The organism is Desertivibrio insolitus (assembly GCF_017355965.1).
GTDB lineage: Bacteria > Actinomycetota > Actinomycetes > Actinomycetales > Microbacteriaceae > JAFIQW01.
This window is the reverse complement of the sequence record NZ_JAFIQW010000001.1, coordinates 272141-287268: the sequence shown is the minus strand read 5'-3', so window position 1 is coordinate 287268 and position 15128 is coordinate 272141. Positions and strand designations below refer to the sequence as shown.

The following is a 15128-nucleotide window of genomic DNA, read 5'->3' as shown; positions in this document are numbered from 1 at the left end:
CTCCTTGTTCGATGCGCACTCCTCATCGGCACGCTAGGAAGGCGCCCTGGTAGGAGCCGGGGAATCCGGATGACTCAGCGCGGGTCGGTCGCGAGGATCCCCATCAGCACCGAGTCGCCCCACGTGCCGTCGGGCAGGCGGAACGTCTCGCGCTGGCGCCCCTCGACCACGAAGCCGCACTTCTCGTAGACCCGCTGCGCCCGCGGGTTGAACGAGAACACGTCGAGGGAGATGCGGTGCAGTCCCAGCACGTCGAACGCGTGCGCCACGACCGCGCGGGTCGCCTCCGTGCCGTAACCCCGGCCCGCGACATCCGTGCGCATGCCGATCCTGAAGTTCACCGACGAGGCGAGTTCGTCGTACTCGTTGAGCACGATCTCGCCGAGGTGCTCCCCGTCTGCGGAGCGCACGATCGCCCAGTCGGCGCGGTCGCCGGCCGCGGCGAGCTTCTCGAGCCAGCGGTCGACGCTGTCACGGGTGAAGGCCGCCGTGGTGCCGGTGAGGCGCATCGCCTCCTCGTCCTGCAGCATCAGCCACGTGCCCTCGGCGTGCTGCGGCCCGAGCGGTTCGAGGGTCAGCCGCTCGGTGCGGAGCGTGGTCTTCTCGGCGAAGGGGGAGGGCATCACGCGCGTCAGCCTAGGGCGGGGTCAGCGGAGCGCCGTGCTCGGGGAGGTGATCTCCTCGTCGAGCACGGACGCCGGCACGGGGGCGGTGCGGCGGATGGCCACGACGGTCACGTCGTCGACGAGGTCGCGAGCGCCCGCGAGGCGGCGCACCGCCTTGATGATGTCCTCGGCCGAGTGGCCCTTCGCCCGAGCGGCGTAGACGGCCCGCTCGAACGCGTCGTCGCGGCCGTCGAACAGCTCGAGGATCCCGTCGCTGAACACGAGCAGGAGGTCGCCCGTGTCGAGCCACTGCTCGCGGCTCGCCCACTCCTGGTCGGGCAGCACCCCGAGCGGCAGGTTGCGCGCGGAGATGCGGCTGCGCGTGCCATCCGCCCGCACGACGACGCCGAGTCCGTGACCGGCGTCGATGATGTCGAGCAGCCCCTTGTCGGGGGAGAGGTGGGCGTGGAAGAGCGTGACGAACGAGTCGTTCGCGGCGAGGTCGGGTTCGACGACGGTGCCCACCGAGGCGAGCACCTCCGACGAGGTCACCCGCCCGACCGCCGATCGCAGCGCCCCGCGCACGGTCGCCGCGATCATCGCGGCGCCCATGCCCTTGCCCATGACGTCGCCGACCGTGATGGTGAAGCCGCGGTCGGTCGCCTGCCAGTCGAAGAAGTCGCCGCTTCCGCGGCCCGAGGGGATGCAGATGCCGGCGATCTCGTAGCCGGGGATGCGGGGAGCCTCGCGCGGCAGCAGGCGCCCCTGCACTCGCGCCGCCTCGTCGAGCTGCGCGCCGGTCTTCTCCGCGTTGAGCTTGATCGCCTGCGCCTGCTGGTCGAGGCTCACCGCGGCCACGGTGAACGCCGCGACGATCAGCAGCACGAGGGTCACGAGCGTCGTGACGGCCGTGCCGAAGTAGGCCGTGAAGACGGCGCCGTCCTGGCCGTCGAGCACGAAGGCGACGAAGCGGGCCGCGTAGTAGATGCCGAGGCCCGAGCACGACAGGAAGATCGGCCACTTCGACCAGGCGTAGGCGACCTCGAGCTTGCGCAGCTCGACCGACGACAGGATGAGCATGAGCGACATCAGGGCGAGGAAGACCGCGCCGCCCGACCACTCGTTCACCTGCGGATCGTCGAAGATCGCGATCACCCAGGCGAGGAAGCCGGGGGCGACGAAGAGCCACACCGGCGTGCGCTTCTCGTTCAGCGAGCGGGAGCCGCCGAGCACCGCCGCGGCGCCGGTCACCGTGATGCCGTTGCCGAGCGGGTTCGCCCACACCTGCGAGGGCGTGCCGTCGAAGAGGTACAGCGACGAGCCGAGCAGGAACAGCAGCAGCGACGCGCACCACCACAGGCTGTAGCTCGACCTCGTGCGCTTGTACGTGACGAAGTAGAACAGCAGCATCAGGCTGAAGGCGGCGATGCTGAACGCCAAACGGAGCGACGTCGCGTCCAGCATGCGACCTCCCTCTCGGGCTCAGCTGCGTCGGCCATCGGCGGGGCGGGGTGGGCGGCCGATGCCCGGTCCGGGGGAGGACGTCCCCCGGTGACCCCCAAATGTACCGGGAACCTATTGGAATGCCCGCTCGCCCGCGGCCCCCAGTCCGGGGGCTGAGGCGCCGGGTAGCGTCGTGGTATGCCGCCGACCCCGTTCTCCTCGCTCGAGTCGTACATCGCCCTGCCCCGCGTCGAGGGGATCGCGCTGTCCCCCGACGGAAACCGTGCCGTGCTCACGGTCGCGACCCTGAAGCGCGACGGCACGGGCTACGAGCGGGCGCTGTGGGAGGTGCCCGCGGATGGCTCCGGCACCCCGCGCCGGTTGACCCGCTCGGCCAAGGGCGAGAGCGGGGCCGCGTTCACCGCCTCGGGCGACCTGCTGTTCGTCTCCACCCGTCCGGATGCCGCGGGCGACGCCGAGGACGACGTCGCCCAGCTGTGGCTGCTGCCCGCCGCCGGCGGCGAGGCCCGCGCCGTCACCCGCCTCGCGGGCGGCGTCGCCGGCGTGACCGCGACCGCGACCGGGAGCGACACCGTGGTGCTCGCCGCCGAGCTGCTGCCCTCCGCGACGACGCTCGAGGAGGAGGCGGCCCTCCGCGCCTCGCGCAAGGAGAAGAAGGTCGCCGCGATCCTGCACGACCGCTACCCGGTGCGGTACTGGGACCACGACCTCGGCCCCGCCGAGCCGCACCTGCTGGCGCTCGGGCTCGCCGAGCTCGAGGACTCGGTGTCATCCGTCGCCCTCGACCGGGCGCCCGACCAGGGCGAGGGGGAGCAGGCGCTCGCCGAGGAGACCGCGAAGGGCTACCCGGCGGAACTGCCCCGCCCGCGCGACCTCACCCCGAGCCCTGGCCGGACCGCGGATGCCGCGGGCGCCGCCCTCACGCCCGACGGCCGCACCCTCGTCGCGGCCCTCCGCCTGCCCGAGCAGCGCTCCGGCCGCTTCGTGCTCGTCGCGATCGACGTCGAGACGGGGAAGCACACGACCCTTCTCGACGAAGAGCGCGTTCACCTTGAGGCGCCGGCGATCAGCCACGACGGCACGCGCCTCGCCTACGTCCGCGCCCCCTACAGCACGCCCGAGGGGCCCGCGGATCAGGAGCTCTGGGTCGCGGGCGTCGACGGCTCCGACCCCCGTCGGCTCGCCGTCGGCTGGGACCGCTGGCCCACGAGCCTCGCGTTCGCGGCCGACGACGCGTCGCTCGTCGTGACCGCCGACGACGACGGACGCGGCCGGATCCTCCGGGTGCCGCTCGACGGCGGCGCGGTCGAGACGCTGACGTCCGACGACTTCGCGTACTCCGACGTGCGCGTCGACCGGGGGAGCGGCAACCTCGTCGCGCTCCGCTCGTCGTGGACCGTGCCGCCCCATCCCGTGCGGATCGGCCTCGACGGATCCGTCACTCCGCTCGCGACCCCGGCGCCCGCGCCCGCGGCGCCCGGCACGATCACCGAGGTCGAGACCACCGCGGAGGACGGCGCCCGGGTGCGCGGCTGGCTGCTGCTGCCCGAGGGTGCGTCGGCCGACCGGCCCGCGCCGCTGCTGCTGTGGATCCACGGCGGGCCCCTCAACAGCTGGAACGCCTGGAGCTGGCGGTGGGCGCCGCTGCTCGCGGTGGCCCGCGGCTACGCCGTGCTGCTGCCCGATCCCGCCCTGTCGACCGGATACGGCCTCGACTTCATCGCGCGCGGCTGGAACAGCTGGGGTGCGAAGCCCTTCACCGATCTGATGGCGATCACGGATGCCGCCGAGGCGCGAGACGACATCGACGCGACCCGCACCGCCGCGATGGGCGGCTCCTTCGGCGGCTACATGGCGAACTGGGTCGCCGGGCACACCGACCGCTTCCGCGCGATCGTCACCCACGCGAGCCTGTGGGCGATGGACCAGTTCGGCGGCACCACCGACAATTCCGAGTACTGGCAGAGCATCTTCACGCCAGAGGCGATGCTCGAGAACTCCCCGCACCGCTTCGTGCGCGACATCGTCACGCCGCTGCTCGTCATCCACGGCGACCGCGACTACCGGGTGCCGATCGGCGAGAGCCTGCGCCTCTGGTCGGAGCTCGCCGAGCACCACGCCCAGCCGGACGGCACGACGAAGCACCGCTTCCTCTACTTCCCCGACGAGAACCACTGGGTGCTGAAGCCGCAGCACGCCGTCGTCTGGTACGAGACCGTGTTCGCCTTCCTCGACCAGCACGTGCACGGCGCGGAGTGGACGAGGCCGTCGCTGCTCGGCTAGACGCAGGTGTGGGAGTCGGCCCCCGGGGGTAGCGTCCCGAGAGGGAGGCGGAGGTCATGGTCGATCGCATCGCGAACATCTGGGGGAACCGCACGCCGTTCGAGCGCGAGGGGCTCTGGCCCGTCCGCGTCGATCAGAAGCTCGCCGACGGCCTGACGGATGCCGACGTCGACCGCTGGGTGCAGTCGGCCTGCGTGCTCTGCAGCAACGGCTGCGGCTGCGACATCGCCGTCAAGGACGGCCGGATGGTCGGGGTGCGGGGCCGAGCGGCTGACATCGTCAATCACGGCAGACTCGGCCCGAAGGGTCTCTTCGCCAGCTGGCAGGGCGTCGACAACCGCGACCGGCTGACGCGGCCGCTGATCCGGGTCGACGGCGAGCTCGTGGAGACCGACTGGGACACGGCGATGACCCGGATAGTCGAGCGGAGCCGAGCCCTGCTCGACGAGCGAGGGCCGCTCACCCACGGGTTCTACACGTCGGGTCAGTTGTTCCTCGAGGAGTACTACGCCCTCGGCATCGTCGGCAAAGCCGGCGTCGGAACGCCGCACATGGACGGCAACACCAGGCTGTGCACGGCGACGGCGGCCGCGGCGATGAAGGAGAGCTTCGGCTCCGACGGACAGCCGGGCAGCTACGTCGACATCGACGAGTGCGATGCCATCTTCCTGTTCGGGCACAACATGGCCGAGACGCAGACGGTGCTCTGGATGCGCGTGCTCGACCGGATCGCCGGGCCCGACAGGCCTCTCGTCGTGTGCGTCGATCCGCGCGAGACGGAGGTCGCGCGGCATGCGGACGTCCATCTCGCCGTGCGACCCGGCACGAACCTCGCTCTGATGAACGGGCTCGTCCGCGAGCTCTTCGAGCACGGCTGGATCGACGAGGAGTACGTGCGCGAGCACACGCTCGGAGTGGACGAGCTGAAGGCGACCGTGGAGCAGTGGACCCCGGAGGCCGTGGCGGAGGTGTGCGGGATCGACCCGAACGACGTGCGGCGCGCGGCGCGGATCTTCGGCACCTCGGAGCGGGTGCTCTCGACCGTGCTGCAGGGCTTCTACCAGTCGCACCAGGCGACGGCCTCCGCGTGCCAGGTCAACAACCTGCACCTGCTGACGGGCAAGCTCGGCCGTCGCGGCGCCGGCATCCTGCAGATGAACGGGCAGCCGACGGCCCAGAACACGCGGGAGTGCGGAGCGGACGGCGACCTGCCCGGCTTCCGCAACTGGGAGAACCAGGACCACGTCGCCGAGCTCGCGAGGCTGTGGAAGGTGCACGTCGACCAGATCCCGCACTGGGCGCCGCCGACGCACGCGATGCAGATCTTCCGCTACGCGGAGCAGGGGAGCATCGAGCTGCTCTGGATCTCCGCGACCAACCCGGCCGTCTCGATGCCGCAGTCGCCGCGCATCCGGCGGATCCTCGCGAAGGAGGAGCTGTTCGTCGTCGTGCAGGACCTCTACCTCACCGAGACCGCCCGCCTCGCCGACGTCGTGCTGCCCGCAGCCGGCTGGGGGGAGAAGCAAGGCACCTACACCAACGTGAACCGCACGGTGCATCTGTCGGACAAGGCGATCGAGCCGCCGGGGGAGGCCAGGAGCGACCTCGATATCTTCCTCGACTACGCGCGACGGATGGACTTCCGCAACGACGAGGGCCAGCCGCTGATCGACTGGTCCGGCCCCGAGGACGGCTTCCGGGCCTGGCAGGAATGCAGCCGCGGGCGGCCCTGCGACTACACGGGGCTCAGCTACGAGCGGCTGCGCGGCGGCAGCGGCATCCCCTGGCCGTGCAACGACGAGCATCCGGACGGCACGGTGCGGCTGTACCGCGACGGGCAGTTCCCGACCGAGCCGGACTACTGCGAGAGCTACGGCCACGACCTGCTCACCGGGGCTTCCGTGCCGCCGCAGGAGTACAGGGCGATGCGCCCCGACGGGCGGGCGTTCCTCAAAGCGGCGGAACACGTTCCCCCGCACGAGGAGCCGAGCGACGACTACCCCCTGCGGTACACAACGGGGCGCACCGCCTACCACTTCCACACCCGCACGAAGACGGGCCGGGCGCGGCAGTTGAACGCCGCGGCGCCTTCGGCGTGGCTCGAGATGTCGACGGCGGATGCCGAGCGGCTCGGCATCCGGGAAGGCGACGTCGTGAGCGTGCGCTCGCCCCGCGGCGAGATCGTGGTGCCCGCGCGCGTGGGGAACGTGATCGAGGGCACGGTGTTCGCGCCGTTCCACTACGGCTACTGGGAACGCGACGCCGTCGGTCCCGGCGAGGAGCCGACCGCGGCCAACGAGTTGACCCTCACGGAGTGGGACCCGGTGTCCAAGCAACCCGTGTTCAAGATCGCCGCCGTGCGGGTGCAGAGAGTCCGGGACGGGAACGGTCCGGCTCCGGCGCCGACGACGACCGCGTCCCGGCCCGCGGACGCGGACGCCGTGGCACCGACGCGCGGGGTCGACGCCGAGGTGCTCGAGCTCGTCGGGGCGGCGGAGCCTCCCCGCGTCGCGACGAAGGAGGAGCACGGATGATGCTGCCGGTCTACCTCGGCCTGCTCGACGGTGCGGAGGCGGCGCTCGCCGCGTCGTTCCGCCGGATCGCGGAGGGCCACGGCGACGAGCCGGACGTCTTCCACATCTGCCACACCCTCGCCAAGCAGTGCGATGCGCACCGCGAGCGCTTCGTCTCGGTGATCGAGCGCTACGGACGCGGCGAGGACGACGCTCCCGACAGGCTCCACGCCGAGGAGATCACCGAGACCCGATCGGGCGCGGTGGGGCTGCTGCGCGACCTGCAGGACCTGTACGTGCTCACCAAGATGGTCGATGCCACGTGGGTGGTCGTGAAGCAGGCCGCCTTGGGGCTGCGCGACGAGGAGCTGTTGGTGATCGTCGACGAGTGCGAACGTCAGACGAACCTGCAGGGCGAGTGGATCATGACGCGCATCAAGCAGGCGGCACCGCAGGCGCTGCTCGTGGCCCGATGAGTCTCGACCGCTTCGACGGCGGGGTGCTGCCCGGCGCTCCGGAGAAGCCGCTGAATCTCGCCGCCTACTCCGCGCTGTGCTGTCTGGTGGTGCTCGCTTTGGCGGGTGTGATCGGGCTGGTGGCGAAGCAGCCATGGCTGTTCCCCAGCCTCGGGCCGACCGTGATGCTCTTCTTCGAATCCCCTCGCCAGCCGTCGTCCCGCCCCCTGAACGCGCTCGTCGGGCATCTCGTGGGCATCGCGATCGGCTTCCTCCTCGTGCTCGCGTTCGGTCTCATGCAGCAGCCGCCCGCCCCCGTCGGCGGGCTGACGCCCGCGTACGTCGCCGCCGGCGCGCTCTCGGTGGCGCTCACCACCCTCGTGCTCACGCTCGTCAAGCTGCCGCACCCGCCTGCCGGCGCCTCCACCCTCATCGTGAGCCTCGGCATCCTCAGCGCGCCGCAGGAGGTGCTCGTCATGGCTGCCGCCGTCGCACTCGTCGTGGTCGCCGGCTGGGCGCTGAACCGACTCCTGCTGGGCCGACGGGAGCGCCCGTGATGCTGCCGACGGAGCTCGACGCCGTTCTGCTCGCCGGTGAACGGGGCAGTCGCCTGGGCGGCATGCGCAAATGGGGGCTGACGGACGGAGACGGCACCCTGCTCGAGCACGCCCACGCCGCCGTGGCGGACGCGCGGACGGTCGTGATCGTCGGCTCACCCGCCGTGGTGCCGACGCCCACGCTGGTCGCGGTGAGCGAGTACCCGCGGTGGGGCGGACCTGCGGCTGCGCTCGGCGCGGCGCTCGCGCTGCTCGTCGACTCACCCGCCGCGTACGTGCTTCTGTTGGCCACGGATCTCGCGGAGACCCGCGCCGCCGTGCCCGCTCTGCTGGCCGCGATCGAGCCGAGCGACGGTGCGGACGGATGGCTCGCCTGCGACGAGTCGGGGCGGCGGCAGCCGCTCCTCGCCGTCTACCGAAGGCGGGCGCTCGTCGCTGCCTTCCGGACGCTGGGCGATCCCGACGGCGCCGGGATGAAGCACCTGCTCGCACCGCTGGCGCTCGCGAGCGTGCCCCTTCCGGCGTCCCTGACGCAGGACGTCGACACCCCGGAGGATCTCGAGCGCCTCGGGCTGCAGATGCTGCACGAGTCGAAGGAGCGACGATGACCGACCCCGCCGAACTGGACGCGTGGCGCGACGAGCTGTTGACGACGCTCGGTATCGAGGACCTCGAGGTGGATGTCGGGCTGGTGCTCGAGCTCGCGAAGCACGCCGCGCACGGTGTCGCGCGCCCGGCGGCCCCGCTCACGACCTTCCTCGTCGGTTACGCCGCGGGACGGAGGGGCGGCGGTGAGGCGGCCGTGCAGAAGGCGACCGAGGAGGCGCTGTCCGCCGTAGCGCGGCGGCGGGAAGCGTGATTCCCGAGCTGTCCGCGGCGCGGCGAGCGGCCTTCGAGGCCGGGCGCGCCCGCCCGGTCGGTACCGAGAGCGTGCCGTTGTCCGAGGCGCCGGGGCGGGCGCTCGCCACGGAGGTCAGGGCGCTCGTCGAGCTGCCGCCGTTCGACAACGCCGCGATGGACGGGTGGGTCGTCGGGGGAGCCGGCCCGTGGCGACTCGGTGCGCGCATCCCGACCGGAGCGGGCACGAGCGGCTCGGTGCTGAGGGAGGGGGAGGCGCGGGCGATCTCCACGGGCGCGCCGGTTCCCCCAGGAACAACCGCCGTGCTGCGGCGGGAGGACGGGGAGGAGCGCGGGCGGACCCTGCATCAGCTCGGCGGCGAGCCGTTGCCCGAGGGGCGTCACATCCGCCGCCGCGGGGAGGAGACCGGCCGCGGCGACGTCGTCTGTGCGGCCGGGGCGACGGCGACGCCGCCGGTCGTCGCGCTGCTCGCCGCGGCGGGGCTCGACGAGGTGACGGTGCGTCGCCCGCTTCCCGTCGAGCTCGTCGTGACCGGCGACGAGGTCGTCGACTCGGGGGTTCCGGGCCCTGGCAAGGTGCGCGACGCGTTCTCGACCTCGCTGCCGTCCGTGCTCGAGTCCTGGGGCGCGCGCGTCGTGACCCGCCGACTGGCCGCGGACGATCCCGGCGCACTCGGCACGTCCCCGGCGCCGCTGCTCGTGACGACCGGGGGAACCTCGAGAGGATCCGGCGACGCGGTCGGCCGGGGGATCCGGGCCGCGGGGCGGCTGCTCGTCGACGGGATCGCCGCTCATCCGGGACGGCCCGTGCTCCTCGCCGAGCGGCCGGACGGCGGGCTGCACCTCGCCCTGCCGGGCAACCCGCTCGCCGCGCTGCTCGCCCTCGTCGTGCTCGGCCCCCCGCTGCTCGCGGGAGCGCACGGGCAGCCGATCCCCGTGCTCGGCTCGGCCGACGTGCGCGGGCGACTCGAGAACGACCGTCCGACCGCGCGCCTGCTGCCCGTCCACACCGAGCCCGAGGTGCGTCCTGTGCCCTGGACGGGGTCCGCGATGCTGCGGGGTCTCGCGATGGCGCAGGGCGTCGCGGTCGTGCCGCCGGGCGGTGCCGCAGTCGGCGACCGCGTGGACCTCCTGCCCTTGCCCTGGTGAGCCGGATCTCGGCTAGGACGCGGCGGTGAGCTCCGCGTCCGGCGTCGTCGTCGCGCGACGGGCCGGCACCGGGGCGGTGCGGCGCACCGCGACGACGGTCACGTCGTCCGTCAGCTGACGACCGCGGGCGAGGCGGCGCACCGCCTTCACGATGTCGTTGGGGGAGCGGCCCTCGGTGAGCGCCGCGTGCACTGCGCGTTCGAACTGGTCGTCGCGGCCGTCGAAGAGGTCGAGCAAGCCGTCGCTGAAGACGAGGAGCACGTCGCCGACGTCGAGGTGCTGCTCGCGCGACATCCAGTCCTGCTCGGGCAGCACCCCGAGGGGCAGGTTGCCGCCGAGGATGCGCGTGCGGGTGCCGTCGGCGCGGACGACGAGGCCGAGGCCGTGTCCCGCGTCGATGATGTCGAGGCGGCCGTCCTCGGGCGAGAGCTGCGCGTGGAACAGCGTGACGAAGGAGTCGTTGACCGCGAGATCGGGTTCGATCACGGTGTCGATGCTGCGGATGAGCGAGGTCGTCGACGACTGCGCGACGCCCGCACGCAGGGCCGCGCGCATGGTCGCGGCGATCATCGCGGCGCCCATGCCCTTGCCCATGACGTCACCGATCGTGACGGTGAGCCCGCAGCCGGTGCGCTGCCAGTCGAAGAAGTCGCCGCTGCCCTGGCCGCTCGGGATGCACGCGCCCGCGACCTCGTAGCCCGGCAGGTCGGGCGCCTTGTGCGGCATGAGCCGGGTCTGCACGCGTGCGGCCTCGTCGAGCTGGGCGCGGGTGCGCTCGGCCTTGCGCTGGATGGCCTCGGCCTCGGTGGCATCCGACCGCAGCAGCTTGCGCTGCGCGACCTCGGCGTGCTGGTCGTGACTGACCGTGAACATGTGCGTCGTCGCGAGGATCAGCAGCACGAACTCGAGGAACGTGCTGACGGGGTCGTCGAGCCGAGGGGTGAAGGTCCCGCCGTCGGTCGCGTCGACCAGCACCCCGGCGAACCGGGCCGCGAAGAAGAGGGAGAACCCGACGCTCGCGAGCACGAAGAGCTTGGTCCCGCCGAGGCGCAGCTCGAGCTGCCAGAGCTCGACAGCGGTCAGCGCGAGCACCACGGTGAGGGCGGCGAGGCCGACCGCTTCGCCCGACCACAGCGGGTGGTCGGGGGTGTGCGTCGCCGAGGCGATCAGCGTCAGCGCGCCCGTGACGACCACGAGCCGCTTGCGCGAGTGACCCGTGCGCAGCGCGCGCACCGAGCAGCGGGCGGCGGCGAGGGTCATGACGACGAACGCGTTCGCGAGCGGCACCGCCCACATCCCGGTGACGGGGCCGTCGAGCAGGAAGAAGGAGTGGGCGAGGAAGGTCAGCAGCAGCGTTCCGCTCCACCAGAGCGTGTACGGGTAGCGGGTGCGGCGGTAGGAGGTGAGGTAGATCGGAATCAGCAGGCACAGAGCGGCCAGGCTGCACATCCAGTGCAGCGTCGTCATGTCCAGCAAGCGACGCCTCTTTCGGGTCGGGTCGCGGCGTGGGCCGGGTCGAGCCCCCGCGCGGGTACGGCCGTGGGTGGCGGCCGCGAAATCCACGGTATCGACCTACCATCGGACGGGTCACGAGGCCTCTTGGCCCCAAAGCGGGGGTGAAAACGACGAGGCGGCGGATGCCCCGGAGCATCCGCCGCCTGCCGTGTCCCTCACTCAGCCGAGCGCAACCAGACCGTCGTCTCGCCGGGCAGCGCGCCGCCCTCGACCGGACCGGAGGAGTGCAGCAGCTCGCCCGCGGGCAGGGCGACCGGCTCCGTGCCGAAGTTCGTCACGACGTGCCAGCCGCCGGGACGGCGGAAGTGCAGCACGTGCGGGTCGGACTCGATCCAGTCGAGCGTCTCGTCGGTCTGCAGCTCGTGCCGCAGCCGCAGGGCGGTGCGGTAGAACTCGAGCGTCGACCCCGCGACGCCCTCCTGCGCCTCGACCGACAGCTCTCCGTAGACGGCGGGCTGGGGGAGGTGCGCGCCCGCCGGGCCGAAGCCGTAGGAGTCGCCGCTCGTCGTCCAGGGCATCGGCACCCGGCATCCGTCGCGTCCCTTGTCGACGCCGGGGCTGCGGAAGAAGGTCGGATCCTGACGGGCCTCGTCGGGGATGTCGGCGACCTCGGGCAGACCGAGCTCCTCGCCCTGGTAGACGTACGCCGATCCGGGCAGCGCGAGCATCACCAGGGTCGCGGCCCGCGCGCGGCGGAGGCCGCCCTCGACGTCGGCGACCGGGTCGGTGCCGCCCGAGAGCAGCCACGCGTTTCCGGCCTTCTTCGTGTCCTCGCCGCGGGGCGGCAGCGCGTACCGCGTCGCGTGCCGCACGACGTCGTGGTTGCTGAACACCCACGTCGTCGACGACCCGGCGCCCGCGGCCTCGGCGAGGTTGAACGCGATGATCTCGCGGAACTGCTGCGGCTCGAAGTCGGCCTCGAGCAGGTCGAAGTTGAACGCCTGACCGAGGCCCTCGGCGCTCGCGTAGCGGGAGCGCCGCTCCGGGTCGACCCACGCCTCGGCGACGCCGACGCGCGGCGGGTCGTACTCGTTGAACACATTCCGCCACTCGGCGTAGATCTCGTGCACCTCGTCGCGGTCCCACAGCGGGTGCGTGCCGCTCGTGCGCTCGAGGGCGTCGAGCTCGGCCTGGCTCGGCAGCTCCTCCGGCAGGTCCTTGGCGCAGCCGTGGGCGACGTCGACGCGGAACCCGTCAGCACCGCGGTCGGACCAGAAGCGCAGCGTCTTCAGGAAGTCGTCGCGCACCTCCTGGTTCGTCCAGTCGAGGTCGGGCTGCTCCTTGGCGAAGTAGTGCATGTACCACTGACCGTCGCCGACCGGCTCCCAGGCCGGGCCGCCGAACGTCGACACCCAGTCCGACGGCGGAAGCTCGCCGTTCTCGCCCTTGCCGTCGCGGAAGATGTAGCGGGCGCGGGCGGGCGACCCCTTGGGCGAGGCGAGCGCCTCGCGGAACCACTCGTGCCGGTCGGACGTGTGGTTCGGCACGATGTCGACGATGAGGCGGATGCCGGCGCCGTGCAGTGCCTCGACCATCTCGTCGAAGTCGGCGAGCGTGCCGAGCTTGGGGTCGACGTCGCGGTAGTCGTCGACGTCGTAGCCGCCGTCCGCGAGCGCGGACGGGTAGAACGGGCTCAGCCAGACCGCGTCGATGCCGAGCGAGGAGAGGTAGGGCACCTTCTCGGTGATGCCGCGGAGGTCGCCGATGCCGTCGCCGTCGCTGTCGGCGAAGCTGCGCGGATAGATCTGGTACACGGCGGCCTGGCGCCACCAGTCGGGGTCGGCGGCCAGCAGGGCGTGGGTGGGGGACTCGAGCAGGTCGGTCATGCGGGCAGGGTCGTCCTTCTGTCGTGGGTCGTGCAGGGGTCGGTGGTCACTTGATGGCGCCCTGCGTCACCCCGGAGAGCACCCAGCGCTGGGTGAAGAGGTAGACGAGGATCGCCGGGGCCATCGCCATGAGGTACGACGCGAACGCGACGTTGTAGTTGGCGGTGAACTGGTCCTGGAAGAGGCTCTGCACGACCGGGAGGGTCTGCAGGGCGGGGTCCGCGGTGATGAGCGACGGCATCATGAAGTCGTTCCACGAGGCGAGGAAGGCGAAGATGCCGACCGTCGCGCTCATCGGGGCGAGCAGCGGGAAGATCAGCCGCCAGAAGACCTGCGTCGTCGTCGCGCCGTCGATGCGGGCGCTCTCCTCGAGCTCCTCCGGGATGGAGCGGAGGAACGCGGTGAACAGCAGGATGCTGAACGACATCTGGAACATGATGTGCAGGAACGCGACGCCCACCGGGTTGTCGAGGCCGACGAGGCCGGTCATCTTGATCTGCGCGAGCGCGACCACCGGGAACGGCAGGAACATCGCGGCGAGCAGGTAGAAGAACGACCAGCGGAAGAGCCGGCGGTCCCAGTTGCGCACGATCGCGTAGGAGGCGAGGGCGCTCAGGATGATCGTGCCGGCCACCGTGACGGCGCTGACGAAAACGCTCACCCCGAACGCGCGCGGGAAGTCGGTGAGCTGCCACGCGCGGGCGAAGGTCGAGAAGTCGATCGGCAGGGGCAGGCTGAAGGCGTTGCCGTCGACGGCCTGGGCATCCGTCTTCAGCGACATCATGACCGTCACGTAGAGCGGCACGACGACGGTGACGGCGGCGAGGATCAGCAGCACGGTCGCCGGAACGTTCGTGCGCTCCTGGCCGACCCTGCCGCGGCCGCGCTGCCGGGGCACCCGGCGCTGCTGGACGGTCGGCTCGGCGATCGTTTCGATCGTGGGAGTGCTCATCGGATCGCCGCCTTTCCGCGGGTGACGCGCAGCTGGAGCACCGCGATGGCGATCGCGATGAGGAAGAAGATGGCCGCGTTGGCCATCTGGTAGGCGTAGTCGCCGCCCGTGAAGCCCGTGAAGATCGTCATCGCGACGCTTCGGGTGGCGGTGCCGGGACCGCCGTTCGTGAGGCCCACGATGATGTCGTACGAGTTGATGAAGTTCTTGAACCCGATGATCATGTTGATCACGACGTACCCGGCCACGAGCGGCAGGGTGATCGAGCGCAGCCGCTGCCAGCCCGTCGCGCCGTCGATCTGGCCGGCCTCGTAGACCTCGCCGGGGATCGACAGCAGGCCTGCGATGTAGATCAGCAGCGCGCTCGGCACCGCCTGCCAGGTGGTGACGATGACGATGCCGAGCCAGGCGAGATCGGCGTTCGCGAGGATGCTCTGCGACAGCAGCGGGTTGCCGATCGACTGCCCGAGCGCGGGGAGCGAGTTCGAGAACAGGTATTGGAAGACGTAGGCGATGATGATGCCCGAGATGACCATCGGGATCACGAACGCCGCTCGCAGCGTGTTCCGGAACCGGATGCGCGAGGTCAGCCCCAGGGCGAGGAAGAACGCGATCAGGTTGACCAGCACGACGGTGACGAGCGCGAAGCCCATCGTGAACCCGTAGGAGCTGAGCACCGCGGGGTCGGAGAACAGCACGACGTAGTTCAGGAAGCCGATGAACTCGAACTCCCCGAACCCGATCGAGTTCGTGAAGCTGTAGAAGATCCCGGTGATCGCGGGCACCGTGATCGCGACGGTGAAGAGCGCGAGCGCCGGCAGCAGGAACGCGTAGAAGACGGGGTCGACGCGGCGCCGTCTGCGGCGGGTCTTCGTGCCCTGCCGGGCGGCGGTCGCGCCGGCCTTGGGCACCGGGCGTGCGACGCTCGGCGCGGGGGCGGTGGAAGCCATC

The 15128-nt window shown here is 71.7% G+C and carries 13 protein-coding genes; 7 read left to right on the top strand and 6 right to left on the bottom strand.

Annotation, left to right across the window (positions count from 1 at the left end):
• Nucleotides 1–74: 74 nt before the first annotated feature.
• Nucleotides 75–623 (bottom strand): GNAT family N-acetyltransferase, encoded by a 549-nt coding sequence (locus tag JUB10_RS01315; RefSeq protein ID WP_207454365.1) that lies wholly within the window; start codon nt 621–623, stop codon nt 75–77.
• Between the two features lie 24 nt (nt 624–647).
• Nucleotides 648–2069, bottom strand: a complete 1422-nt coding sequence (locus JUB10_RS01310) for a PP2C family protein-serine/threonine phosphatase (protein ID WP_207453546.1) — start codon at nt 2067–2069, stop codon at nt 648–650.
• Nucleotides 2070–2246: 177 nt separating this feature from the next.
• Between JUB10_RS01310 and JUB10_RS01305 the strand changes: the two genes are divergently transcribed.
• From JUB10_RS01305 to JUB10_RS01275, 7 genes are read left to right on the top strand one after another with little or no spacing between them, the layout of a single operon-like run.
• Nucleotides 2247–4352, top strand: coding sequence for a S9 family peptidase (locus JUB10_RS01305; RefSeq protein ID WP_207453544.1), 2106 nt, complete (start codon nt 2247–2249; stop codon nt 4350–4352).
• Nucleotides 4353–4408: 56 nt separating this feature from the next.
• A complete protein-coding gene (locus JUB10_RS01300) occupies nt 4409–6886 on the top strand; it encodes a molybdopterin oxidoreductase family protein (RefSeq protein WP_207453542.1) in 2478 nt (825 codons plus the stop codon).
• Entirely contained in the window at nt 6883–7341 is a 459-nt protein-coding gene (locus JUB10_RS01295; RefSeq protein WP_207453540.1) for a hypothetical protein, read from the top strand. The genes JUB10_RS01300 and JUB10_RS01295 overlap by 4 nt, the downstream gene beginning before the upstream one ends.
• Entirely contained in the window at nt 7338–7877 is a 540-nt protein-coding gene (locus JUB10_RS01290; protein ID WP_207453538.1) for an HPP family protein, read from the top strand. Before JUB10_RS01295 ends, JUB10_RS01290 begins: the two co-directional genes overlap by 4 nt.
• Nucleotides 7877–8485, top strand: a complete 609-nt coding sequence (mobA, locus tag JUB10_RS01285) for a molybdenum cofactor guanylyltransferase (RefSeq protein WP_242682077.1) — start codon at nt 7877–7879, stop codon at nt 8483–8485. The genes JUB10_RS01290 and mobA overlap by 1 nt, the downstream gene beginning before the upstream one ends.
• A complete protein-coding gene (locus JUB10_RS01280) occupies nt 8482–8736 on the top strand; it encodes a DUF6457 domain-containing protein (RefSeq protein ID WP_207453534.1) in 255 nt (84 codons plus the stop codon). The genes mobA and JUB10_RS01280 overlap by 4 nt, the downstream gene beginning before the upstream one ends.
• Nucleotides 8733–9884, top strand: a complete 1152-nt coding sequence (locus JUB10_RS01275) for a molybdopterin molybdotransferase MoeA (protein ID WP_207453532.1) — start codon at nt 8733–8735, stop codon at nt 9882–9884. The genes JUB10_RS01280 and JUB10_RS01275 overlap by 4 nt, the downstream gene beginning before the upstream one ends.
• A gap of 12 nt (nt 9885–9896) precedes the next feature.
• Here JUB10_RS01275 and JUB10_RS01270 read toward each other — a convergent pair whose 3' ends face one another.
• The 4 genes from JUB10_RS01270 to JUB10_RS01255 form a co-directional block, all read right to left on the bottom strand.
• Entirely contained in the window at nt 9897–11351 is a 1455-nt protein-coding gene (locus JUB10_RS01270) for a PP2C family protein-serine/threonine phosphatase (protein WP_207453531.1), read from the bottom strand.
• 203 nt (nt 11352–11554) lie between these two features.
• Nucleotides 11555–13225, bottom strand: a complete 1671-nt coding sequence (locus JUB10_RS01265; protein ID WP_207453530.1) for a glycoside hydrolase family 13 protein — start codon at nt 13223–13225, stop codon at nt 11555–11557.
• 46 nt (nt 13226–13271) lie between these two features.
• Nucleotides 13272–14177, bottom strand: a complete 906-nt coding sequence (locus tag JUB10_RS01260; RefSeq protein WP_207453529.1) for a carbohydrate ABC transporter permease — start codon at nt 14175–14177, stop codon at nt 13272–13274.
• On the bottom strand, nt 14174–15127 hold the full coding sequence (locus JUB10_RS01255) for a carbohydrate ABC transporter permease (RefSeq protein WP_207453528.1): 954 nt from the start codon (nt 15125–15127) through the stop codon (nt 14174–14176). Before JUB10_RS01255 ends, JUB10_RS01260 begins: the two co-directional genes overlap by 4 nt.
• Nucleotide 15128 lies beyond the last annotated feature (1 nt).

Excerpts from the sequence above, each read along its gene's own strand:
- JUB10_RS01290 (WP_207453538.1), top strand. The coding sequence starts at position 7,338 with ATGAGTCTCGACCGCTTCGACGGCGGGGTGCTGCCCGGCGCTCCGGAG.
- JUB10_RS01310 (WP_207453546.1), bottom strand. The coding sequence starts at position 2,069 with ATGCTGGACGCGACGTCGCTCCGTTTGGCGTTCAGCATCGCCGCCTTC.
- JUB10_RS01300 (WP_207453542.1), top strand. The coding sequence starts at position 4,409 with ATGGTCGATCGCATCGCGAACATCTGGGGGAACCGCACGCCGTTCGAG.
- JUB10_RS01260 (WP_207453529.1), bottom strand. The coding sequence starts at position 14,177 with ATGAGCACTCCCACGATCGAAACGATCGCCGAGCCGACCGTCCAGCAG.
- JUB10_RS01315 (WP_207454365.1), bottom strand. The coding sequence starts at position 623 with ATGCCCTCCCCCTTCGCCGAGAAGACCACGCTCCGCACCGAGCGGCTG.
- JUB10_RS01280 (WP_207453534.1), top strand. The coding sequence starts at position 8,482 with ATGACCGACCCCGCCGAACTGGACGCGTGGCGCGACGAGCTGTTGACG.
- JUB10_RS01265 (WP_207453530.1), bottom strand. The coding sequence starts at position 13,225 with ATGACCGACCTGCTCGAGTCCCCCACCCACGCCCTGCTGGCCGCCGAC.
- JUB10_RS01305 (WP_207453544.1), top strand. The coding sequence starts at position 2,247 with ATGCCGCCGACCCCGTTCTCCTCGCTCGAGTCGTACATCGCCCTGCCC.
- JUB10_RS01255 (WP_207453528.1), bottom strand. The coding sequence starts at position 15,127 with ATGGCTTCCACCGCCCCCGCGCCGAGCGTCGCACGCCCGGTGCCCAAG.
- mobA (WP_242682077.1), top strand. The coding sequence starts at position 7,877 with ATGCTGCCGACGGAGCTCGACGCCGTTCTGCTCGCCGGTGAACGGGGC.
- JUB10_RS01270 (WP_207453531.1), bottom strand. The coding sequence starts at position 11,351 with ATGACGACGCTGCACTGGATGTGCAGCCTGGCCGCTCTGTGCCTGCTG.
- JUB10_RS01295 (WP_207453540.1), top strand. The coding sequence starts at position 6,883 with ATGATGCTGCCGGTCTACCTCGGCCTGCTCGACGGTGCGGAGGCGGCG.